Origin of the sequence: Streptomyces sp. NBC_00190 (assembly GCF_036203305.1) — a bacterium.
Taxonomy (GTDB): Bacteria; Actinomycetota; Actinomycetes; order Streptomycetales; family Streptomycetaceae; genus Streptomyces.
Window position 1 is genome coordinate 1,667,101 of the sequence record NZ_CP108131.1, and the last position, 21,136, is coordinate 1,688,236.

Here is a 21,136-nt window from a genome sequence, read left to right on the forward strand (position 1 = left end):
GCCCGGCGGCCACCGGGTCCTCGCACGTGGCCCCGGGCATGCGGACGGCCGCGCGTGCGCGCGGGCCGGAACCCGTTCGGCGGCGGCTGTCACGTTTCCGGGGGCTGTCCGGTCTTTTCTGGTGAGGACAACGTTTCCAGCGAAGGGCAGGACCCCATGAGCACCATCCTCGTCACCGGAGGCACCGGAACCCTCGGCGCGCTCGTCGTCACCCGGCTCCGGGACGCGGGCCACGAGGCCCGCGTACTGAGCCGGCACTCCCCGGACCACCCGGTCGACCTGCGGGACGGCAGCGGGCTGGCCGCGGCCATGGCGGGCGCGGAGGTCGTCGTGCACTGCGCGAGCAACACGCGCGGCGGGGGCAAGAGCGACGAGGTGGCCGCCGGACACCTGATCGAGGCGGCCCGGCGGGCGGGGACCGTCACGAACGTCGTCTACATCTCGATCGTCGGCGTGGACGTGGTCCCCTTCGGCTACTACCGGATGAAGCTGAAGGTGGAGCGGATGCTGGAGGAGTCCGGGCTGGGCGTCACGATCCTGCGCACGACCCAGTTCCACGACCTGGTGGCGCAGGTGGTGGGCATGGCGGCGAAGCTGCCGGTCGTGCCGCTGCCGAGCGGGGTCCGGGTGCAGCCGATCGCGGCCCGGGAGGTGGCGGACCGCCTGGCGGAACTGGCCGTCCCGGCCCCGGCGGGCCGCGTCCCGGACATGGGCGGCCCGGAGATCCGCACCCTGCCGGAGCTGGGCCGGATCTACCTCGCGGCGACGGGGCGCCGCCGCCGGGTGGTCCCCCTGCCGCTGTGGGGCAAGGCGTACGAGGGCTTCCGGCGCGGTGGCAACCTGGCGCCGTCCCACGCGGTCGGCAAGATCACCTTCGCCGAGTTCCTGACGGCCCGGGCGGCGAAGGCGGCTGAGGTCGGGGGCTGAGGCCATGGGCTGGGGCCGCCATGTGGAGTCTTCGGTGCGCCCGCCCGGACCCGATAAGGGATATTGGGCGAGATACCGTGACAAATGATCCACAGCATGCCCCACGCTGAGGGACGATGATCGTTTCGGTGGTGTCCATGCCGGAGGGCATCGCGCGGCGCACCCCGGTGTCGGAAGCCCGTGAGCGCCTCGCGGAAGCCCGTTTCCTGTTCGTGGACGCGGAGCTGCCCGAGGAGGCGCCGCCCGGGGAGCAGCCCGTCGCCGCGACTGCTCGGCCTGGAGGCCGACGACCTGCCGTGTGCTGACCTTCCTGACGGGGTTCTTCGGCATGAACTTCGCCTACCTGACGGACGAGACGGAGAGCAGGGCCGTCTTCTGGCTGCTCGCCGTGGGCCTCCAGGTGGTCTTCCTCGCCGGCGCGCTCTACGTACTGCACCGCACCCGCCTCTGGCGCAGGCTCCGCGACGACGAGAGCGTCGACGACGGGTAGGCGGCCCGGACGGTGCGGAGGAGGGGTCAGGGAGCGGGGAGCGGGGTTCAGGGCGCGAAGAGGTCCGCCTGGGCGGCTTCGCGGGCGGCCAGGCGGGCGCCCGTGAGGACCGCCGGGTCGCCGAGTGCGGTGGCGCGGACCTCCATCGGCACGGGGGTGAGCCCGCTCAACTCGCGGGCGACCGCGGCCGCCAGGCCGGCCCCGCCCGCGTGGCCGAGCCCGCCCGCCAGGACCAGGCATCCCGGGTCCAGGACGGCCGCGACGGCCGCCGCGCCCAGGGCGAGCCGCTGGGCCAGCACCTCCAGGAAGTCCTCGCCCGCGGCGCCCGCCACCGCCTCCTCCAGCGGCCCGGCGTACCCGTGCTCCGCGGCGAGCGCGGCCACCGCGTCCCGGCCGACCAGCGCGTGGAAGCCGCCGCCGCAGCCGGTGGCCGAGGGCAGGCCGGCGGTGCCCGGGACCGGGAGGAAGCCGATCTCGCCCGCGCCGCCGGAGGCGCCCCGGCGCAGCCGCCCGTCCAGGACGACCGCCGCGCCGACGCCTCCGCCGAGCCACAGCAGGACGAAGGAGTCCAGGTCCTGCGCGGCGCCGACGCGCTGCTCGGCGAGGGCCGCGAGGTTGGTCTCGTTCTCCACGGCCACCGTGGCCGGCAGCCGCCGCTGGAGGGCCGCCACCAGGTCCCCGTGCCAGGCCGGCAGCCCGACGGTGCTGCGCAGTTCGCCGCCGGACGGGGTGACCAGGCCCGGGGCCCCGACCACCACCGTGTGCAGCTGGTCCGCGCCGGCCTCCCGGGCGAGGGCCTCCAGCCGGGACACGGCTTCGTCGACCGCGTCCACCGGGAGCGCGGCCCGGGCCAGCGGGCGGCCCAGCAGGTCCGCCACGACCGCGGTCGCGCTGTCCGTCCGTACGTCCAGGGCGGCCAGGTACGCACGGCCGGCGACGATCCCGTACAGCCGCGCGTTGGGGCCGCGGCGCTGTTCGCCCGACTCCCCCACGACCTCGATCAGCCCGGCCCGGGTCAGCCGCTCGACGAGATCGGCGACCGAGGGGCGGGACAGGCCGGTCATCGCCTTGAGCTGAGTGGCGGTCAGCGGCCCTTCCTCCTGCAGGAGTCGCAGGGCGAGCCGGTCGTTGATGGCCCGGGCCGTGCTCGGCGACGCGGGCGACGGAGCGGCGGGGGTCAGCACCTTGGCGGGAGTCACGGCGCCCATCTTAGGTACCTCGTCGACGTTAACTATCAGGCAGGGTCCCTGATAGTTTAGTTCTCATGACAGGGGAACCCGACCTCAGCCCGGCGCGCCTGCGCCGGGCCCGCTTCGCCATCGCCGCCGTCTTCTGCGCCCACGGCGCCGTCACCGGCTCCTTCGCCACCCGCATCCCCTGGATCCAGGACCACGCCCAGCTCAGCGCGGGCGCCCTGGGCCTGGCCCTCGCCTTCCCCGCCCTGGGCGCGGCGCTCGCGATGCCGCTGGCGGGGCGGATCAACCACCGTTTCGGCGCCCGCGCCGCGCTGCGCGCACTGCTGGCACTGTGGACCCTGTCGCTGATCCTCCCGAGCCTCGCCCCGAACCTGCCCACCCTGTGCTTCGCGCTCTTCGTGTACGGGGCCACCTCCGGCATGTCGGACGTGGCGATGAACGCGCTCGGCGTGGAGACCGAGAACCGGCTGGGCCGCTCGATCATGTCCTCGCTGCACGGAATGTGGAGCACGGGCGCGCTGCTCGGTTCGGCCGCCGGAGCCGTCGCCGCCCAGGCGGGGGCGGGCGCCCAGCTGCACCACCTGATCGCCGCGCTGGCCCTCACCGCGGCCGGGCTGATCGCCGTACGCGGGGTGCTGGACCTGAGGAGCAATCAGGAGGCGCAGGCCCCGGCGCACTTCGCGCTGCCGCCGAAGTCCGCGCTGTTCATCGGGGCGATCGGCTTCTGCGCGGTCTTCGCGGAGGGCGCGAGCCTGGACTGGTCGGCGGTCTACCTGCGGGACGTCCTGCACACGGACGCCGGCCTGGCGGCGGCCTCCACCACCGCCTTCGCGCTCACCATGGCCGTCACCCGGCTCGCCGGGGACCGGGTGGTGGACCGGTTCGGGGCGGTGCGCACCGTCCGGGCCGGCGGAGTGGCGGCCACCGCGGGCGGGCTGCTCGTCGTGACGGCCGGCCATCCTGCGGCGGCGCTGGCCGGCTTCGGGCTGATCGGGCTCGGCATCGCGGTGGTGGTGCCGCTGGCCTTCGCGGCGGCGGCGCGCAGCGGTCCGGCCCCGGCCCAGGCCATCGCGGGTGTCGCGACGATCACGTACACATCGGGACTGATCGCCCCGTCGGCGATCGGGGCGGTGGCGGACGCGACCTCGCTCGTGGTCTCCTTCGGACTGGTCACCCTGCTGGCGTTCGCGCTGGTCGCGGGGGCCGCCGTACTGCGGCAGAAGCCGGCCGCACCCCGGACCTCCGATACCAATCGGGACGAACCCGCCGGAATCCGCCCGTAATATATCGCTGGCCGCCTCGCGGCCCGGAAGCTCGGCCAGCGGCGGAACGGAAGTGGTGGAACATGGGCCTCGGCGTGCGCTGGACCCTGCACGGAGACGGGCGGACCCCCGCCCCCGGCGCGGTGGTCCGGCCGGACGAGCGGCTTTCGTGGCCGCGGACCGCGGGGCTCGGCGCCCAGCACGTCGTCGCGATGTTCGGGGCGAGTTTCGTCGCGCCGGTACTGATGGGCCTGGACCCGAACCTGGCCATCATGATGTCCGGCGTCGCGACGGTGATCTTCCTGCTGGCGACGCGCGGCCGAATCCCCTCGTACCTGGGCTGCTCCCTCTCCTTCGTCGGTGTCGCGGCGGCGATCCGTGCCTCGGGCGGCGACAGCGCGGTCGTGACCGGCTCCGTCTTCGTCGTGGGCGCGGCGCTGTTCCTGGCGGGCCTCGCCGTGCAGCGCTTCGGGGCGCGGATCATCCACGCGACGATGCCGCCGGTGGTGACGGGCGCGGTGGTGATGCTGATCGGCTTCAACCTGGCGCCGGTGACGGCTTCGACGTACTGGCCGCAGGACCAGTGGACGGCGCTGCTGACCATGCTGGTCACGGGGCTCGCCCTGGTCTGCCTGCGCGGGTTCTGGTCGCGGATCGCGATCTTCCTGGGACTGGTCTTCGGGTACGGGCTCTCCTGGATCCTCGACCGCGTCCTGGGCAAGATCCACTCCACGGTGGGCGGCGGCGAGGCCGTGGACCACTGGCGCCTGGACCTCTCCGGGGTCGGCACGGCCGACTGGATCGGGCTGCCGTCCTTCCACGCTCCGCAGTTCGAGTGGTCGGCGATCCTGATCGCCCTGCCCGTGGTGATCGCGCTGATCGCCGAGAACGCCGGTCACGTCAAGGCCGTCGGGGAGATGACCGGCGACCCGCTGGACGACGAGCTCGGCACCGCCATCGCGGCCGACGGCGCCGCGTCCATGCTGTCCACGGCGGTCGGCGGGCCGCCGAACACGACGTACTCCGAGAACATCGGCGTCATGGCGGCCACCCGGGTCTACTCCACGGCGGCGTACTGGGCGGCGGCCGGGTTCGCGCTGCTCTTCGGCCTGTGCCCCAAGTTCGGGGCGGTCGTCGCCGCGATCCCCGGCGGGGTGCTGGGCGGCATCACCGTCATCCTGTACGGCATGATCGGCCTGCTCGGCGCCCAGATCTGGATGAGCGGCCGGGTGGATCTGCGCAATCCGCTGAACCTGGTGCCTGCCGCGGCGGGCATCATCATCGGCGTCGGCGGGGTGAAGATGCAGATCACCGACAGCTTCGAACTGGGCGGTATCGCGCTGGGCACGATCGTGGTGATCACCGGCTACCACACGCTGCGGTACTTCGCCCCGGCACACATGAAGGAGCAGGAGCCCCTGCTCGACGAGGGCACCTCCGCCTACGATGATCAGGACGGCCCGGACACGCCGCGTTGACGCGGTTTCGCCCGAACCGGCGAAGCGTACGGCCAAGTTCCCCGGATCCGGCCCGGCGCCTGCGACCCTGCCTCCCATGGAAGCGGTGCTGGCGCGGATGCGCGCCCTGGACGAGCGGCTCCCGCCGCAGGACGGTGTCGCCGTCTTCAACCGGGTCTACCTGACGGTGACGCAGACCCTGCACCGGCGGATCGAACACGGCGGGTTCCCGGCGCCGCGGCGGGCACAGACCCTCAGTGTGCGGTTCGCGGAGCGGTACCTGGCGGCGGTGGAGGCGGACCGGGCTCCGGCCTGCTGGCGGCCGCTGCTCCAGTACCGGCGCCACCCCGGGATCCGGCCGCTCCAGCACGCGCTGGCCGGGATCAACGCGCACATCGGCCACGACCTGGCGGTGGCGGTCGTGTCCACCTGCCGCGCCCTGGACTGCGAACCGGCCGCCCTCGAAGCCGATTTCGACCGGGTCGGCGACATCCTGGTCGCCCTGGAGGAGCACATCCGGGAAGAGCTGATGCCGGGCCCGGACCTCCTGGAGATCGCCGACCCGCTCACCCACCTGGTCGGCTCGTGGAGCCTGGAGCGCGCCCGCGCCGGTGCCTGGGCGGCGGCCCGCCTGCTGTGGACGCTGCGCCGCTCCCCCGACCTGGCCGAGGAGTTCCGGGAGTCCCTCGACGCGGGCGTCGGCCTGGTCGGCCGCTGCCTGCTGACCCCGGGCCGGCTCAGCCGCCTGTGACGGCGAACGGACCGCTGCCGCCGAAGGCCAGTTCCGCGAAGCGTTCGCCGATGCGGCGATGACCGGCCGGGTCCGGGTGGAGCCTGTCGGGCAGGGGCAGTTCGGCGAAGTCCGCTTCGCCGTAGAGGGCGCGGCCGTCGAGGTGGTGCAGGTTCGGGTCGTCGGCCGCCCGCTGCGCGGTGACGCGCGCCAGTTCGTCGCGGATGACGCCGAGCGTCAGCCGCCCGGCGGCCCGGTCCGCCGGGTCGCCGAGCGCCCGGAAGCGCAGCTCCCCGCCCTCGAAGTCCGGCCCGGTGGGACCCGGGGTGTCCTCGTGGATGGGACACAGCACGGGAGAGACGACCAGCAGCGGGGTGGTGGAGTGCCCCTCGCGGACGGTGTCGAGGAATCCGTGCACGGCCGGGACGAAGGCGCGTAGGCGCATCAGGTCGTGGTTGACCAGATTGATGCCGATCTTGAGGCTGATCAGGTCCGCGGGAGTGTCCCGGATGGCGCGCGCGGTGAAGGGGTCGAGCAGGGCGTTGCCGCCGAATCCCAGATTGACCAGCTCCACGCCGCCCAGGGCGGCAGCGAGCGCGGGCCAGGTGCCGGTCGGGTCGGCGGCGAAGGAGCCGTGGCTGATGGAGCTGCCGTGGTGCAGCCACACCCTGCGGCCGCGGTCGGGGAGGGCCTCGACCGGGGCGTCGGTGCGCAGGGCGATGAGCTCGGTGACCTCCGTATGGGGCAGCCAGATCTCGATGTCCTTCATCCCGGCGGGGAGCCCGGTGAACCGGACGGTGCCGGGCGGGCCGGGCCGCAGGACCGCGGACCCGGTGGCCATGTCGACGACGCTCACGTTGCCGCCCGCCACGCTGCCCCGGCCGGCCGGGCGGCCGTCGACGAGCAGCTCGTACACACCGTCCGGGCGGGCCGGGGCGCCCTGGTAGACCACCTTGGTGGGGAGCGCGTCCAGCTCGACGGCGCTGGCCCCGGTCCGGAAGGCGAGGCGCACCCCGGAGGGCTGGGCCTCGACCGCGGCCAGGTTCGCGTCGGGGAACTGCCCGCGCGCGCGGGCGGGCAGCCGGTGCGGGAGCACGCCGTGCGCGGTGCGTTCCACGTCGAGGGCGCCGCGCAGCAGGTGCGCCTCGACGGCGGTGGTGATCCATCGGGCCGTGCCGGCCTGGTCGGAAGGGGCGTTCATGCCCCCACCCTGCCGACCCCGGGCCCGCCCCGCACCCGCTTTACGCGGGCGGGCGCTCACGCCGGGCATGAGCGGGCATGAGCGGGCATGAGTACGGGCCGCCGCCGCGATGTTTGCGCGGGGGCGGCCCGTGGTCACGGGGTCCGGGGCGTGGGTGTCACCGCCGGAGTCCGGGAGGGGGAGGTCAGTCCTCCGGGAGTTCGACCGGGGCGATGTCGTCGTAGACGTCGCCCGGGCCCGGGTTGGTGGAGTCGGTCGTGCCGCCCAGGTGGTGCATGACGCCCCAGACCGCGTTCAAGGCGGTCTGGACGGCGCCCTCGGCCCAGCCTGCCGTCCAGGAGATGTCGTCGCCCGCGAGGAAGATGCCGCGCTTGTCCTCGGGGAGGCGGTCCTGCATGAAGTGGGTGAACAGGCGTCGCTGGTAGCGGTAGTGGCCGGGGAGGTTGGCCTTGAACGCGCCCATGAAGTAGGGCTCGTTCTCCCAGGACACGGTCACCGGGTTGCCGATGATGTGGCGGCGGATGTCGACCTTCGGGTAGATCTCGCCGAGGGACTTCAGCATGACCTCCATCCGCTCGCTCGCGGACAGCGGCAGCCACTTCAGGCTGTCGTCGCACCAGGTGTACGAGAGGCAGATGACGGCGGGCTTGTCCGGGCCGTTGTCCAGGAGGTACGTACCGCGCGTCATGCGGTCCGTGAGGGTCATCGACATGACGTCGCGACCGGTCTCCTCGTCCTTGTCCAGCCAGAACGGCCGGTCCACCGGAATGAAGAGCTTCGAGCTCTCCATGTAGTGGGTGCGCTCCATCGCGGTCCAGTGGTCGATCGGGAACAGCGAGTCGTCGCAGGCGATCTTGGACAGCAGCATCCAGGACTGCGCCGTGAAGATCGCGGCGCGGTACGTACGGATGTCGCCCGAGGAGTCGGTGACGGTGATGCGGTTGCCGGCCGTGCGGTGCAGGCGGGTCACCGCGGGGCGCGGGGTGCCCTCGTGCAGGGAGGACAGCGAGGTGCCCTGCGCCCAGTGGACGATCTTCTCGGGCTCGCGCTCCCACAGGCGCATCGGGAGCTGCTGCGAGCCGCCCACGATGCCGCGGTGGTGGTCGTCCGCCTCGGTGTAGACGACTCGGAGGATCTCCAGGATGGAGTTCGGGAAGTCGGTGTCCCAGCCGCCGGTGCCGAAGCCGACCTGGCCGAAGATCTCGCGCTTGCGGAAGGACTGGAAGGCCTCGGACTTGCAGAGGAAGCCGTAGAAGGTCTCGTCGTCGAGCTTCTCGACGAGCTTGGCCCAGATCTCGCGGATGCGCGGGACGTCCCGCTCGCGCATCGCGGTGTTCATGTCGGAGAAGTCGGCGCCCTCGTCGAGGCAGGCGTTCCACGCTTCGGCGACATCGCGGTAGATCTGCGGGAGGTCGGCGATGGTCTCGGCGTAGTGGGTCTCGCCCTTGAGGTCCACGACCGTCGAGGGGGTGGCCTCGGCGAGCGGGTTCGGGAAGGGCTCGGTGACCAGGCCGACGAGGTCGATGTAGTGCTGCAGGGCCGTGGAGGACGGCGGGAAGCGCATGGCGCCCATCTCCGCGGTCAGGCCCTCGGTGCCGGCGCCCTCGAAGCCGACGGTGCGCAGCCGGCCGCCGATCTGGTCCGCCTCGTAGACGACGGGCTTGAGGCCCATCTTCATCAGCTCGTAGGCCGAGATGATGCCGGACAGGCCGCCACCGATGACGGCGACCTCGGTGCCGTGCTCGGTCGCCGGTATCTGGCCGAGGCCCGCCGGGTGGGCGAGGAAGTCGTCGTACGCGTACGGGAAGTCCGGCCCGAACATGGTGATCGGGGGCTGTCCGTCGCTGTGCGGGACGGCGGTGGTGGGCACCGTGGACGTCATGGGGTACGACTCCTTGCGGGGGTGGGGCAGGGGGAGGGCGCTGGCGGGACTCAGACGAGGGAGGCGTAGAGCCCGGGGCGGCGGTCGCGCAGGTACGGATTGTTCTCGCGCGAGGCGGCCAGCAGCTCGGGATCGGCCTCGCCGAACACCAGCTCCTCGCCGCGGCCGGCCCGGGTCCGGGTGACCCCGTCGGGGCTCGCCAGGCAGCTGAGTCCGACGAACTCGAACTCGCCTTCCGGGCCGGTGCGGTTGACGTACGCGATGTACATCTGGTTCTCGAAGGCCCGTACGGGGACGAGCTGTTCGGCGACGAACTGGAACGGGTGCATCTGCGCGGTCGGCACCAGCAGGAAGTCGGTGCCGGCGAGCGCGTGCGCCCGGACGTTCTCGGGGAACTCCACGTCGTAGCAGATCATGATGCCGATGCGGAGGCCGTTCAGGTCCGCCTGGACGACGGGGGTGTCGCCGGGGGTGAAGGCTTCCTGCTCGAAGCAGCCGAAGAGGTGGGTCTTGCGGTAGTTCGCGAGCCGGGCGCCGTCCGGGCCGACGAGCTGCGCCGCGTTGTACACGGTGTCGCCGTCCCGCTCGGGGTAGCCGTAGAGGACCGCGATCCCGTGACGGCGGGCGATGCCGCCGATGACGTGGGCGGACTCGCCGTCGGCGGGCTCGGCGAGACCGGCGACGTCCTCGACCGCGAGGGCGTAGCCGGTCAGGAACATCTCCGAGGTCACGAGGAGCCCGGCCCCGCCCTGTGCGGCGCGCGCGGCGGCCTCGTCGAGCGCCTTGAGGTTCTCGGCGGTGTCGCCGAGCCGTCCGGAGCTCTGGAGGAGGGCGGTGCGCAGCGGGGGCATGGACTACCTCTGTGGCAGGAGGGGTGGGGTCCTTAGACGGTACGTTCGCGCGTTCGACCCGGACAAGCCGTGACCGTTGCGCTGCGCGCATCGATTCGTTGCGTGTTCCACCACTTGCCCGGAGATTCGTTGCGCGGCGTTCCGCGGGGGCCCTGCGGGCCTGGTGAGAGCCCCCGCGATCCCTCTCAGGAGCCCGTGCGGAAGGCCGGGTGCGAGGCCAGGAAACGGAGATCGTCGAGGATGTCGGGGGCGTGGTCGGAGACCACCCGGCCGCTCCAGGTGTCGACGAGGGCGGGGACGGTCCGGGTGCCGTCGAAGTGGTGGCCCGCCGCCTCGTACGCGAGGCGCAGCTCGGTGTGCCCGGGCGCTGCGGTGTCGTCGCCGAGGACGGTGGCGCCGACGGAGTCCTCGATGCCCAGCAGGGCGAGGGCACCCGTCACCTGCCGGGAGCGCGGACAGTCGGCGGAGAGGTACAGGCGGTAGCGGTGCGGGACGGGGGAGAAACCGGTCCCGATGCGGCCGCGGAGGGCGGGCGCCGGACCGGTTCGGGGCAGGACGGTGTACGACATGGCTCTCCTGGGGCGGGGCGCGCGGAAGTGGCCTGAGCGGGGCGGTGCTCCCGGCGGCGCGGGGCGCGGGCCGGGTCGCCCGTGTGGGTCCGAAAGAGGCTCAGCCTCGCGCGGTGAATGCGCTGCACACCCGCAGGAGGTCGATGTGCAGGCGCCGGGTCAGCCACCAGCGGCGGAGGGTCCCTGTGTCCACCGGTCCCGCCCCCGTCCCGTCCTCGCGAGGCCCGTCCCGCGGTCGTTAGGCTTCCCGGGGCGGGCGCCGGCCGTCGCGGCCGTCCCCCGCAGTCTCGTGGCGGCACATGGGGCCGTCAAGAAGGCGGTGACGGCCGGTTTCGCCGCCGCACCGACGGAAAGGGAGTTCCGCACCGATGTCCCCCGAGGTACCCGACGTACTCGACAACCCGGTCTGGGCCGCGCTGACCGGACCGCACCGTGCCTTCGCCGAGCACGGGCCCGCGGGCCTGGCCGCCCGCTACGCGCAGGACGCGAGCCCGTTCGCGGCGCTCGCCGACCCGCGGGACCCCCGCGCGTGGGCGGATCTTGCGGCGCTGGCCGGCCCCGGTGAGGGGGTCTGGGTGACCGGGCTGCTGACCCCGCCGCCGGGCTGGGAGACCGTGGCGGCGATTCCCGGCGTACAGCTGGACGGCCGGGGGGTACGGGCCGAGGCCGCGCCCGACGCGGCCGCGCTGGGGCCGGGCGACGTGCCGGAGATGCTGGAGCTGGTCGAGCTGACCAGGCCGGGCCCGTTCATGGACCGGACCGTCGAACTGGGCACGTACCTCGGGATCCGGCACGAGGGGCGGCTCGTCGCGATGGCCGGGGAGCGGATGCGGCCGGCGGGCTGGTCGGAGATCAGCGCGGTGTGCACGCACCCGGACCACCGGGGCCGGGGCCTGGCGGGCCGGCTGATACGGGCGGTCGCAGCCGCGGTACGCGAGCGCGGGGACAGCCCGTTCCTGCACGCGGCGGCGGAGAACACGGGGGCGGTGCGGCTCTACGAGTCGATGGGGTTCACCCTGCGGCGCCGGCCGGACTTCCTGGGGCTCCGTACGCCGGCCAAGGAGGCGTGACCCACGGGCCGTCGGCCACGGCGGGGTTTCGCGGGGCGTCCAGCGGTCAGACGCGGGACAACCCACGGAAAGGAACTGCCATGACCGACGTCTCACGCCTGCCCGGCGCCGCGCACCACTTCTGGCAGTGGCAGTCCCGGGCGGCCTGCCGCGATCTGGGCTCCGGCCGCTTCTTCCATCCCGCCGGAGAACGCGGCGAGGACCGGGAGGAGCGGGACGCCGCCGCCAAACGGGTCTGCGCGGGGTGCCCGGTGCGGGCCGCCTGCCTCGATCACGCGCTGCGCACCCGTGAGCCGTTCGGCGTCTGGGGCGGGCTCACGGAGGAGGAACGGCACGCCCGGCTCGCCGGGGTGGAGCCGGCTCTGCGGGCCTGAGCGGCGGCGGGGACGTGCCCTACTTCCCCGAGGCCGCTTGGCCGTGCGGGCCTGTCTACGCGGGCCTGGCTAGGCGGGCGCGCCCGAGGTGAAGCGGCGCAGGAGCGGGGAGAGGACCAGGACGGACTTGGTGCGTTCCACGAAGGGTTCGCCCGCGATGCGTTCCAGTACCCGCTCGAAGTGCCGCATGTCGGAGGCGAAGACCTGGACGAGGGCGTCCGCGTCGCCGGTGACGGTCGACGCGGACACCACCTCGGGGTACCGCTCCAGACCTCGCCGGATGTCGTCCGGCGAGGTGTTGTGGCGACAGTAGATCTCGATGAAGCCCTCGGTCTCCCAGCCCATCGCGGCGGGGTCCACGCGGACCGTGAAGCCGGTGATGGCGCCTTCGGCCCGCAGCCGGTCCACGCGCCGCTTCACGGCGGGGGCGGAGAGACCGACCTCGGAGCCGATGTCCGCGTAGGAGCGGCGGGCGTCCTCGGCCAGGGCGTGCACGATGCGTTCGTCGAGATCGTTCAGTCGCACTGCGGGTGGATCACTTCTCTGCTGTGGCCAGTGTGGAGCGGCGAATGCCGTACAGGAAGTAGACCACGAGGCCGACGGCCATCCAGACACCGAAGGCGACCCAGGTCGCGCCCGGCAGGCTGTACATCATGTAGGCGCAGGCGATGAAGCCGAGGATCGGCGGGACCGGGTACCACGCCACCTTGAAGGTGCGCGGCATGTCGGGCTTGGTGCGGCGCAGGATGACGACGGCGACGTTGACCAGGGCGAAGGCGAAGAGCGTACCGATGCTGGTCGCGTTGGCGAGCTCACCCAGGGGGATGAACGCGGCGAGGGCGCCGCAGAAGATGGAGACGATCACGACGTTGGCGCGCGGGGCGCCGGTCTTCTCGTCGACCTTGGCGAAGACCTTGGGGACCAGGCCGTCGCGGGACATCGCGAAGAGGATGCGGGTCTGGCCGTAGAGGACGGCGAAGACGACGGAGGCGATGGCGACCACGGCGCCGGCGGCGAGGACGACGCCCCAGACGCTGGTACCGGTCACGTTGGTCATGATCTGGGCCAGGGCGGCCTCGGTGCCCTCGAAGTCCTGCCACGGCATGGCGCCGACGGCGACGAAGGCGACGAGGACGTACAGGACGGTGACGATGCCCAGCGAGAGCATGATCGCGCGGGGCAGGTCCTTCTTCGGGTTCTTGGCTTCCTCACCGGCGGTGGAGGCGGCGTCGAAGCCGATGTACGAGAAGAAGAGCGTGGAGGCGGCGGCGCTGATGCCGGTGACGCCGAGCGGGGCGAGCGGGGCGTAGTTGCCGGACTTGATGCCCATGACGCCGATGCCGATGAAGAGCACCAGCGTGACGATCTTCACCGCGACCATGATCGAGTTGATCATGGCGCTCTCCTTGGCGCCGCGCATCAGGAAGACCATGGCGAGCAGGACCACGACCAGCGAGGGCAGGTTGATCCAGCCTCCCTCGCCGAGCGGGGCGCCGAGCTTCTCCGGGATGGTGATGCCTATGGTCCCGTCGAGGAGCTCGTTGAGGTACTGGCCCCAGCCGACGGCGACGGCCGCCACGGAGACGGCGTACTCCAGGACCAGGCACCAGCCGCAGATCCAGGCGATGAACTCGCCCATGGTCGCGTAGGAGTACGAGTACGAGGAGCCGGAGACCGGCACGGATCCGGCCAGCTCCGCGTAGGAGAGGGCCGAGAACAGCGCGGTCAGGCCCGCGATGATGAAGGAGATCGTCACGGCCGGGCCGGCCTTGGGGGCGGCCTCGCCGAGGACGACGAAGATGCCGGTGCCCAGGGTGGCGCCGATGCTGATCATCGTCAGCTGCCACATGGTGAGCGAGCGGCGCAGCGTGCCGCCCTCACCCTGGCCGCCCTCGGCGACCAGCTGCTCGACCGGCTTGCGGCGCAGCAAAGGATGGGCAGGCTTGCGGGGCTCGGAGGTGAGCGGTGGCGCCTGGCCGGTTTCGAGCACGGGGGGACTCCTTTGACACTGCGGGTGGGGATAAGGCGTCGACCGCAGCGGTCCTGAGCAGGAGCAGGCGCGCGGAAAGCGCGCCTGGGCATGGGGGACCGCCGAGCAGGCGGTCCGCGCCACTCCACGTACAGCGAGTGAGCCTACGAGCTGAGGGATAGCGCCCGTAATGCACCATCCTTGCACATTGGCGAATGATCGTTGCGCGGATCTGTCCCGGATGGCCCTTTGTTGCGCACGGATGATCGATCACTGCGCGGTAACGCTCCGCTTCCTTTTCTTGACAGTTCATCAGATCTGCCGCAGCGTGCCGCCGGGGCCGGGCGGCCCCACTGGTCCGCCCGCCGGCGGTCGATCCGGGCTCCGGCGGGGTACGGGTGAACCCGGCGGCCCGGGAGCGGGGCGGGGGCGCGGCGCCCGGCCGCGGATCCCGCACCCGGCGAACGGAGGAGACGCGTGAGAGGACCGAGCGGCGCCGACGAGGAGTGGCAGGACCCCGGACCCTTCCTGCGCGGAGTGGCCTGGCTGGACAAGGGGCGCCCGGTACGGGCCGACCCGGCCGACACCATGCGGCTGCCCTGGGACACCGGCGAGCGGGCCACCCTGCCCATAGGCGTCCGGCTGGAGTTCACCACCGAGACGGCGCGGGCGGTGGAGATCCGCTACCGGGCCACGGTTCCCGGTCCCACCGACGCCCTGCGCGACCTCTCGCACGGCTTCGCCCTGTGGGACCGGCACGGGGTGGTCCGCGAGGTGTTCACCGAACCGGCCGGCGAAGCCGTCGTACGGATCGAACTGCCCGGCGGTGCCGGCCCGTTCACCATCCACCCGCCCGAGACCCAGTCCCCGCTGATCCTCGGCCTGCGCGGAATGGGCGGCCCGCTCGCCCCGCCGCCGCCCGCCCCGCGCTGGATCGTGCACGGCGACTCCATCACCGAGGGCTGGTGGTCCACCCGCCCCGCCCACGGCTGGCCCGCGGTCACCGGCCGGGCGCTGGGCTGGGACACCGTGAACCTCGGCTACGCGGGCGCCGCCCGCGGGGAGCTCGCCACCGCCGAACAGCTCGCCGCCCTGCCCGCCGACGTCATCACCCTCGCCTTCGGCACCAACTGCTGGTCCCGGGTGCCCTTTTCCGCCCCGCTGCTCTACGAGACCACCCGCGCCTTCCTCGACCTGGTCCGCCAGGGGCACCCGCGGACCCCGATCCTGCTGGTCTCCCCCGTCCTTCGGCCCGACGCCGAGCGCACCCCGAACAAACTGGGCGCCACCCTGGGCGCCCTGCGCGACGCGATGGAGCGCGCCACGCGGGACCGGATGGCCGCCGGGGACGGCCGCCTCGCCGTGCTCCCGGGCCGTGACCTGCTCGGTCCCGAGCACCTGGCGGACGGACTCCACCCCAACGACGCCGGACACCAGGTACTCGGCCTCGCTGTGGCCACGGCTCTGCGGCGGACCGGGTTCGGTACCGGGTGAGTGAAACAGCCCACACGAATCCGCTTGAACAGATCGACCCCGACAGGGCGTGTCCTTCGCACAGTTGCCGACGCACCGGAGACGGGCGACGGACACGGAGACACCACACGTGGGAGAGATCAAGATGGGCATCAAGCGCGGAACCACCCTGGCCGCCGTGGCAGTCGTCGTCACCCTCACGGCGACAGCCTGCGACGGCGGGTACGAGTCCAAGGCCGGCGACGCGAAGCCGGCCGGGGCCGCGGCCGCGGCCCCGGCCTCCGGAGCCGGCGGCTACGGCTCCGACTACGGCGCGGGGGACGCCGCCGGAGCGGGAGATGCCGCCGGAGCGGGCACCAAGGCCGCCGGGCAGCTGGCGATCGCCCAGAACGAGGAGCTCGGCTCCGTCCTCGCCGACAGCGCCGGATTCACCCTCTACCGCTTCGACAAGGACACCGCCAAGCCGCCGAAGTCCAACTGCGAAGGGGACTGCGCGAAGACCTGGCCGGTGGTCGCGGCCGGCGACGCCACCGCCGCCGCGGGCATGGACGCGTCGGTGCTCGGCGAGGTGGTTCGCAGCGACGGCAGCAAGCAGCTGACCGTGGGGGGCTGGCCGGTGTACCGCTACAGCAAGGACACCAAGGCGGGCGAGACCAACGGGCAGGGCGTCGGCGGGACCTGGTTCGCGCTTGCGCCCGACGGGAAGAAGGCCGCGAAGCAGGCGACTGCCGCACCGGCTGCCCCGGCAGGTGCGGGCGAGGCCTCGGGCGCCCTGACCGTGGCCAAGGACCCCAAGCTCGGCGAGCACATCGTCGACGGCAACGGGATGACCGTCTACCGGTTCAAGAAGGACACCGCCTGGCCGATGGCCTCCAACTGCACCGGTGACTGCGTGGCCAAGTGGCCGGTGGTGCCCCCGGTGGACAAGGCCAACGCCAAGGGCATCGTGGAGAAGGGCTACTCCGTGCTGGACCGCCCCGACGGCAAGAAGCAGCAGGCGATCGACTGCTGGCCCGTCTACACCTTCTCCGGCGACAAGAAGGCCGGCGACATCAACGGGCAGGGCGTCGGCGGCACCTGGTACGCGGTCTCCCCCGACGGCAAGCTGATCACCACCTCCTGACCACCGCCTCCTGACCGCCACCCCTTCCCCCACTCACGAACCGCGCGGCCCCCTGCCCCCCCCTCCCCCCGGCAGGCGGGCCGCGCACCGTTCCGCCCCGGCGCCGTCGTCCATAGACTCCACCGCATGCTGCGCGTACTGGCCGTCGACGACGAGAAGCCGCTCCTGGAGGAGCTCCTCTACCTGTTGCGCTCCGATCCCCGGGTGCGCAGCGCGGAGGGGGCCTCGGACGCGACCGAGGCGCTGCGCCGGATCACCCGGGCGCTGGAGACCGGCCCGGACGGGGCCGACGCCATCGACGTGGTCTTCCTCGACATCCACATGGCCGGGCTGACCGGGCTGGACATCGCCCGGCTGCTGGCCGGGTTCGCGCGGCCGCCGCTGATCGTGTTCGTCACCGCCCACGAGGGGTTCGCCGTGCAGGCCTTCGACCTCAAGGCCGTGGACTACGTACTCAAGCCCGTACGACCGGAGCGGCTGGCCGAGGCCGTGCGGCGGGCGTGCGCGCAGCTGGGCCGGGCCGGAGAGGCTCCGGCGGCCGCCGGACAGTGGGTGCCGGCCGGTCCGCCCGCCGCCGCCGTTCCCGCCTCACCGGCCCCGTCGGCCCTGCCGGCCGTGCCGGTGCCGCGCCGCCCGGCGGCCGAGGTCACCGTCGCCGACCGCACGCCGGAGCAGATCGCCGTCGAACTGGGCGGGGTCACCCGGTTCGTGGCGATCGCCGACATCGCCTACGTCGAGGCCCAGGGCGACTACGCCCGGCTGCACACCGACGAGGGCAGCCATCTGGTCCGGATCCCGCTGTCCACGCTGGAGGAGCGGTGGGCGGCGCGCGGGTTCGTCCGGATCCACCGCCGTCATCTGGTGGCCCTGGCCCGGATCGACGAGCTGAGGCTGGACGCGGGCACCACCAGCGTCCGGGTGGGCTCGGCGGAGCTCCAGGTGAGCCGCAGGCACGCGCGGGAGCTGCGGGACCTCCTGATGCGCCAGGCGACCGGCTGAGCCGGCCGGCGTGCCCGCGCCCGACCGTCGGCCGGGCGACGGCGACCGTCCGGCGGCGCGGCAGCGCCGTTCGTCGCACGCCGAGGGGCGTACGGCGATCCGCCGGAACCGTCGGCCGCACCGGCCCGGTGAACGGCCCTCCGGGGTCACCGCCCCCGCGTATCGTGGATCTTCCGGCGCGGGAGGAGCGAGATGTCCGAAATCCAGGCGCTGCTCGACGCCCTCACCGGACTGCCCCGCACCCGGCCCACCGGGCCCGACGAGGCCGAGGCACTGCTGGCCCGGCTGCGCAGCGCGGCCGCCCGCTGGGCCGACATCCTGTACGAGGCCGGCGAGGGCGTCCGCGACCAGGTGCCGCCCCGCGCGGAGGCGGCGCTGACGCTGGCCTTCCGCCGCGCCGAGGAGTCGTACGTGGAGCTGGAGATCGCCCTGCGCGACTGCGCGGAACACCGCGACCCGGTGATCTGAGCCGCGGGGCCCCACCCGGTCCGAATCGTGCCTGTTGCCCTGTCAGGGGGCGTGCGTAGACTCCCGTCACCCTCCCCCTCGCGTCGCCGGGGGACCGCACCCCCTGCCGAAGGACCGCCCGGTGAACCAGACGTACGCGCTGACCGCGGTCACCGTCGTCGTACTGGTCACGGTCCTGGTCGGCGCCCTGGGGCTGCGGATATCCCGGACCACCTCCGACTTCTACGTCGCCTCGCGCACGGTCGGGCCCCGCCTGAACGCGGCGGCCATCAGCGGGGAGTACCTCTCCGCCGCGTCCTTCCTCGGGGTGGCCGGGCTGGTGCTGCTCCAGGGTCCGCAGATGCTCTGGTATCCGGTGGGCTACACCGCCGGGTACCTGGTGCTGCTCGTGCTGGTGGCGGCCCCGCTGCGCCGATCGGGCGCGTACACGCTGCCGGACTTCGCCGAGGCCCGGCTCGAGTCCCAGGCGGTGCGCCGGATCGCGGTGCTCTTCGTCATCGGGGTCGGCTGGCTGTACCTGCTGCCGCAGCTGCAGGGCGCGGGGCTGACCCTGGCGATCCTGACCGGAGCCCCGCACTGGGTGGGCGGGGTGGTCGTCGCCGTCGTGGTGAGCGCCGCCGTGGCCGCCGGCGGGATGCGCAGCATCACCTTCGTGCAGGCCTTCCAGTACTGGCTCAAGCTCACCGCCCTGCTGGTCCCGGCCTTCTTCCTGGTCGCCGCGTGGGCCGGGGACGGTGCGCCGCGGGCCTCCTTCGACGCCCCGGCCGTCTTCCGCGAGCACACCGCCGTCACGCTGGCCGAGGACGTACGGCTGTCGGTGGAGGCGCCGCTCACGGTGACGGTGACCGGGCAGGTGGACGGGCGGACGTACGAGGCCGCCCCGGTGACCCTGGCCGCCGGACAGCACTCCGTACGGGCCCGCGCGCGGCTGGAGTTCAGCCCGGACACGCCCGTCCCCGACACCCGGGCGGAGGCGGGCCTCGGGGTGTCCAGCTGGTCGGAGCCGCTGTCCGGGGACCGCCGGGAGTACCGGCTGTACGCGACGTACGGGCTGATCCTGGCCACCTTCCTCGGCACGATGGGCCTGCCGCACGTCGCGGTGCGCTTCTACACCAGCCCCAACGGGCGGGCCGCGCGCCGCACCACGCTGGTCGTGCTCGGGCTGGTCGGGGTCTTCTACCTGCTGCCGCCGGTGTACGGGGCGCTGGGCCGGATCTACGCACCCGAGCTGGCCCTCACCGGCGACGCGGACGCGGCGGTGCTGGTGCTGCCCGAGCGGATGCTGGGCGGGCCGCTCGGGGACCTGCTGGGGGCGCTGCTGGCCGGGGGCGCCTTCGCGGCCTTCCTGTCGACGGCCTCGGGGCTGACCATGGCGGTGGCCGGGGTGCTGCACCAGGACCTGCTGCCGGCCCGCGGGGTGCGCAGCTTCCGCTTCGCGGTGCTGCTGGCGATCCTGGTGCCGCTGGGCGGGAGCGTTCTGGCGCGCGACGTACCGGTGGCGGACGCGGTGGGGCTGGCCTTCGCGGTGTCGGCCTCGTCGTTCTGTCCGCTGCTGGTCCTGGGCATCTGGTGGCCCCGGCTGACGCCGCCGGGTGCGGTGGCCGGGCTGGTCACGGGCGGCGGGGCGGCGCTGAGCGCGGTACTGGCGACCCGGGGCGGCCTGGCCCCGGCGGGCTGGATGCACACGCTGCTGGCTTGGCCGGCGGCGTGGTCGGTGCCGCTGGGGTTCCTGACGATGGTGCTGGTGTCGCTGGGCACCCGGTCGAGGATCCCGGGCGGGACGGCGGCCACCCTGGCGCGGCTGCACCTGCCGGAGGACGTGGCCGGGGACCGGACGGCGGGCGCCCGGTGACGGGGGCGGTGGTCGCGGTGCTGGCGGTGGCGGGCGCGGTCCTGCTGCTGGGCGGGGGCTGGGCGGCGGGCCGCCGGCACGCCCGGCGCGGTGAGCGGGCCGCCGGCCTCGATCTCGGGACCCCGGTGGAGCGGGCCACCTTCCACACCCTGCACACGGCTTCGCTCGCCGCTCCCCCGCTGCGCGCCGGGCTGACCGAGGACGCCGCCCGCAAGGCCGCCCGGCGGCTGCGGTCACTGCTGGGCACGGAGGCGCTGTGCCTGACCGACCGGGAGTCGGTGCTGGCGTGGGACGGTCCGGGCGCCGACCACCACGAGCGGCGGGCGATGGCCCGGGTGGCGGTGATGCTGGCGTCGGGGCGGAGCCAGAGCGTGCGGACCGAGTGCCAGCGGCCGGACTGTCCGCTGAAGTGGGCGGTGGTGGCCCCGCTCACGGGCGAGGACGGGATGCTCGGCGCGCTGGTGGCCTACGGGTCGCGGGAGTCGGCGGTGCTGGTGCGGGCGGCGACGGAGGTCGCGCGGTGGGTGTCCGTACAGCTGGAGCTCTCGGAGCTGGACCGGTCGCGGACCCGGCTGATGGAGGCGGAGATCAAGGCGCTGCGGGCGCAGATCTCCCCGCATTTCATCTTCAACTCACTCGCCGCGATCGCCTCGTTCGTCCGGACGGATCCGGAGCGGGCCCGGGACCTGCTGCTGGAGTTCGCAGACTTCACCCGGTACTCCTTCCGGCGGCACGGTGATTTCACCACGCTCGCCGAGGAGTTGCGGTCCGTCGAGCAGTATCTGGCGCTGGCCGGAGCCCGGTTCGGGGACCGGCTGAAGGTCACCCTGCAGGTGGCACCGGAGGTGCTGCCCGTGGCGCTGCCGTTCCTGTGCCTCCAGCCGCTGGTGGAGAACGCCGTCAAGCACGGACTGGAGGACTCCCCGCGGGACTGCCGGATCACGATCACCGCGCGGGACGCGGGTGCGGAGGCGGTGATCACGGTGGAGGACAACGGCGTCGGGATGGATCCGGCCCTGCTGCGCCGGATCCTGGCCGGGGAGCACCGGGGTTCCTCGTCCGGCGTCGGGCTGCCCAACGTCGACGAGCGGATCCGGCAGGTGTACGGGGACGCGTACGGGCCGGTGATCGAGACGGGCGTCGGAGCCGGCATGAAGGTCACCGTGCGCATACCCAAGTACCGTGCGGGTGTGCACAGTTCACCGCCGGGCCACCCGCCTCACCGGTACTGACGGCGGCGGCC

Annotated in this window: 21 protein-coding genes; 14 read left to right on the forward strand and 7 right to left on the reverse strand. The window is 73.4% G+C overall.

Annotated elements, in window-relative coordinates; translation table 11 throughout:
* Positions 1–156 precede the first annotated feature (156 nt).
* From OG429_RS08205 to OG429_RS08215, 3 genes are all read left to right on the forward strand, one after another.
* On the forward strand, positions 157–927 hold the full coding sequence (locus OG429_RS08205; protein WP_328924634.1) for an SDR family oxidoreductase: 771 nt from the start codon (positions 157–159) through the stop codon (positions 925–927).
* Positions 928–1,043: 116 nt separating this feature from the next.
* The gene (locus OG429_RS08210) at positions 1,044–1,232 is read left to right on the forward strand and encodes a hypothetical protein (RefSeq protein WP_328924635.1); all 189 of its coding nucleotides are present in this window, start codon (positions 1,044–1,046) and stop codon (positions 1,230–1,232) included.
* On the forward strand, positions 1,226–1,417 hold the full coding sequence (locus tag OG429_RS08215) for a CorA family divalent cation transporter (protein WP_328924636.1): 192 nt from the start codon (positions 1,226–1,228) through the stop codon (positions 1,415–1,417). Before OG429_RS08210 ends, OG429_RS08215 begins: the two co-directional genes overlap by 7 nt.
* A 47-nt stretch (positions 1,418–1,464) precedes the next feature.
* Here OG429_RS08215 and OG429_RS08220 read toward each other — a convergent pair whose 3' ends face one another.
* On the reverse strand, positions 1,465–2,625 hold the full coding sequence (locus OG429_RS08220) for an ROK family transcriptional regulator (RefSeq protein WP_328924637.1): 1,161 nt from the start codon (positions 2,623–2,625) through the stop codon (positions 1,465–1,467).
* A 56-nt stretch (positions 2,626–2,681) separates the two neighbouring features.
* Between OG429_RS08220 and OG429_RS08225 the strand changes: the two genes are divergently transcribed.
* The 3 genes from OG429_RS08225 (at position 2,682) to OG429_RS08235 (ending at position 6,083) form a co-directional block, all read left to right on the forward strand.
* Positions 2,682–3,896 (forward strand): MFS transporter, encoded by a 1,215-nt coding sequence (locus OG429_RS08225; RefSeq protein ID WP_328924638.1) that lies wholly within the window; start codon positions 2,682–2,684, stop codon positions 3,894–3,896.
* Positions 3,897–3,958: 62 nt separating this feature from the next.
* Positions 3,959–5,353, forward strand: a complete 1,395-nt coding sequence (locus OG429_RS08230; RefSeq protein WP_328924639.1) for a uracil-xanthine permease family protein — start codon at positions 3,959–3,961, stop codon at positions 5,351–5,353.
* 76 nt (positions 5,354–5,429) lie between these two features.
* Entirely contained in the window at positions 5,430–6,083 is a 654-nt protein-coding gene (locus OG429_RS08235; protein ID WP_328924640.1) for a DUF5995 family protein, read from the forward strand.
* Here the strand turns inward: OG429_RS08235 and OG429_RS08240 are convergent.
* From OG429_RS08240 to OG429_RS08255, 4 genes are all read right to left on the reverse strand, one after another.
* Complete coding sequence (locus tag OG429_RS08240) at positions 6,070–7,263, reverse strand: GDSL-type esterase/lipase family protein (RefSeq protein WP_328924641.1); 1,194 nt, start codon at positions 7,261–7,263, stop codon at positions 6,070–6,072. The two genes, OG429_RS08235 and OG429_RS08240, sit on opposite strands and share 14 nt — an antisense overlap.
* 184 nt (positions 7,264–7,447) lie before the next feature.
* Positions 7,448–9,145, reverse strand: coding sequence for a flavin monoamine oxidase family protein (locus OG429_RS08245; RefSeq protein WP_328924642.1), 1,698 nt, complete (start codon positions 9,143–9,145; stop codon positions 7,448–7,450).
* 50 nt (positions 9,146–9,195) lie between these two features.
* Positions 9,196–9,996, reverse strand: a complete 801-nt coding sequence (locus tag OG429_RS08250; RefSeq protein WP_328924643.1) for a carbon-nitrogen hydrolase family protein — start codon at positions 9,994–9,996, stop codon at positions 9,196–9,198.
* A gap of 185 nt (positions 9,997–10,181) precedes the next feature.
* A complete protein-coding gene (locus tag OG429_RS08255) occupies positions 10,182–10,565 on the reverse strand; it encodes a hypothetical protein (RefSeq protein ID WP_328924644.1) in 384 nt (127 codons plus the stop codon).
* Between the two features lie 368 nt (positions 10,566–10,933).
* Between OG429_RS08255 and OG429_RS08260 the strand changes: the two genes are divergently transcribed.
* Both OG429_RS08260 and OG429_RS08265 read left to right on the forward strand, forming a co-directional pair.
* Positions 10,934–11,635 carry a GNAT family N-acetyltransferase gene (locus tag OG429_RS08260; protein ID WP_328924645.1) on the forward strand — a complete coding sequence of 234 codons (702 nt, stop codon included), beginning with the start codon at positions 10,934–10,936 and terminating at the stop codon, positions 11,633–11,635.
* A gap of 80 nt (positions 11,636–11,715) precedes the next feature.
* The gene (locus tag OG429_RS08265) at positions 11,716–12,009 is read left to right on the forward strand and encodes a WhiB family transcriptional regulator (protein WP_328924646.1); all 294 of its coding nucleotides are present in this window, start codon (positions 11,716–11,718) and stop codon (positions 12,007–12,009) included.
* A gap of 69 nt (positions 12,010–12,078) precedes the next feature.
* Here the strand turns inward: OG429_RS08265 and OG429_RS08270 are convergent, their stop codons facing one another.
* Positions 12,079–12,534 (reverse strand): Lrp/AsnC family transcriptional regulator, encoded by a 456-nt coding sequence (locus tag OG429_RS08270; protein WP_007262967.1) that lies wholly within the window; start codon positions 12,532–12,534, stop codon positions 12,079–12,081.
* A 10-nt stretch (positions 12,535–12,544) separates the two neighbouring features.
* Positions 12,545–13,999, reverse strand: coding sequence for an amino acid permease (locus OG429_RS08275; RefSeq protein ID WP_328924647.1), 1,455 nt, complete (start codon positions 13,997–13,999; stop codon positions 12,545–12,547).
* 456 nt (positions 14,000–14,455) lie between these two features.
* Between OG429_RS08275 and OG429_RS08280 the strand changes: the two genes are divergently transcribed.
* From OG429_RS08280 to OG429_RS08305, 6 genes are all read left to right on the forward strand, one after another.
* A complete protein-coding gene (locus OG429_RS08280; protein WP_328924648.1) occupies positions 14,456–15,472 on the forward strand; it encodes a GDSL-type esterase/lipase family protein in 1,017 nt (338 codons plus the stop codon).
* A gap of 124 nt (positions 15,473–15,596) precedes the next feature.
* Positions 15,597–16,574, forward strand: coding sequence for an SCO0930 family lipoprotein (locus OG429_RS08285; protein ID WP_405681456.1), 978 nt, complete (start codon positions 15,597–15,599; stop codon positions 16,572–16,574).
* Between the two features lie 126 nt (positions 16,575–16,700).
* Positions 16,701–17,573: a LytR/AlgR family response regulator transcription factor gene (locus OG429_RS08290; RefSeq protein WP_328924650.1), complete on the forward strand. Its 873-nt coding sequence runs from the start codon at positions 16,701–16,703 to the stop codon at positions 17,571–17,573.
* Positions 17,574–17,765: 192 nt separating this feature from the next.
* Entirely contained in the window at positions 17,766–18,041 is a 276-nt protein-coding gene (locus OG429_RS08295) for a hypothetical protein (protein WP_328924651.1), read from the forward strand.
* Between the two features lie 121 nt (positions 18,042–18,162).
* Entirely contained in the window at positions 18,163–19,893 is a 1,731-nt protein-coding gene (locus OG429_RS08300; protein ID WP_328924652.1) for a sodium/solute symporter, read from the forward strand.
* Positions 19,890–21,125, forward strand: coding sequence for a sensor histidine kinase (locus OG429_RS08305; RefSeq protein ID WP_328924653.1), 1,236 nt, complete (start codon positions 19,890–19,892; stop codon positions 21,123–21,125). Before OG429_RS08300 ends, OG429_RS08305 begins: the two co-directional genes overlap by 4 nt.
* The last annotated feature ends 11 nt before the right edge of the window (positions 21,126–21,136 follow it).

Excerpts from the sequence above, each read along its gene's own strand:
- OG429_RS08205 (WP_328924634.1), top strand. The coding sequence starts at position 157 with ATGAGCACCATCCTCGTCACCGGAGGCACCGGAACCCTCGGCGCGCTC.
- OG429_RS08210 (WP_328924635.1), top strand. The coding sequence starts at position 1,044 with ATGATCGTTTCGGTGGTGTCCATGCCGGAGGGCATCGCGCGGCGCACC.
- OG429_RS08220 (WP_328924637.1), bottom strand. The coding sequence starts at position 2,625 with ATGGGCGCCGTGACTCCCGCCAAGGTGCTGACCCCCGCCGCTCCGTCG.
- OG429_RS08225 (WP_328924638.1), top strand. The coding sequence starts at position 2,682 with ATGACAGGGGAACCCGACCTCAGCCCGGCGCGCCTGCGCCGGGCCCGC.
- OG429_RS08230 (WP_328924639.1), top strand. The coding sequence starts at position 3,959 with ATGGGCCTCGGCGTGCGCTGGACCCTGCACGGAGACGGGCGGACCCCC.
- OG429_RS08235 (WP_328924640.1), top strand. The coding sequence starts at position 5,430 with ATGGAAGCGGTGCTGGCGCGGATGCGCGCCCTGGACGAGCGGCTCCCG.
- OG429_RS08240 (WP_328924641.1), bottom strand. The coding sequence starts at position 7,263 with ATGAACGCCCCTTCCGACCAGGCCGGCACGGCCCGATGGATCACCACC.
- OG429_RS08245 (WP_328924642.1), bottom strand. The coding sequence starts at position 9,145 with ATGACGTCCACGGTGCCCACCACCGCCGTCCCGCACAGCGACGGACAG.
- OG429_RS08250 (WP_328924643.1), bottom strand. The coding sequence starts at position 9,996 with ATGCCCCCGCTGCGCACCGCCCTCCTCCAGAGCTCCGGACGGCTCGGC.
- OG429_RS08255 (WP_328924644.1), bottom strand. The coding sequence starts at position 10,565 with ATGTCGTACACCGTCCTGCCCCGAACCGGTCCGGCGCCCGCCCTCCGC.
- OG429_RS08260 (WP_328924645.1), top strand. The coding sequence starts at position 10,934 with ATGTCCCCCGAGGTACCCGACGTACTCGACAACCCGGTCTGGGCCGCG.
- OG429_RS08265 (WP_328924646.1), top strand. The coding sequence starts at position 11,716 with ATGACCGACGTCTCACGCCTGCCCGGCGCCGCGCACCACTTCTGGCAG.
- OG429_RS08285 (WP_405681456.1), top strand. The coding sequence starts at position 15,597 with ATGGGCATCAAGCGCGGAACCACCCTGGCCGCCGTGGCAGTCGTCGTC.
- OG429_RS08290 (WP_328924650.1), top strand. The coding sequence starts at position 16,701 with ATGCTGCGCGTACTGGCCGTCGACGACGAGAAGCCGCTCCTGGAGGAG.
- OG429_RS08295 (WP_328924651.1), top strand. The coding sequence starts at position 17,766 with ATGTCCGAAATCCAGGCGCTGCTCGACGCCCTCACCGGACTGCCCCGC.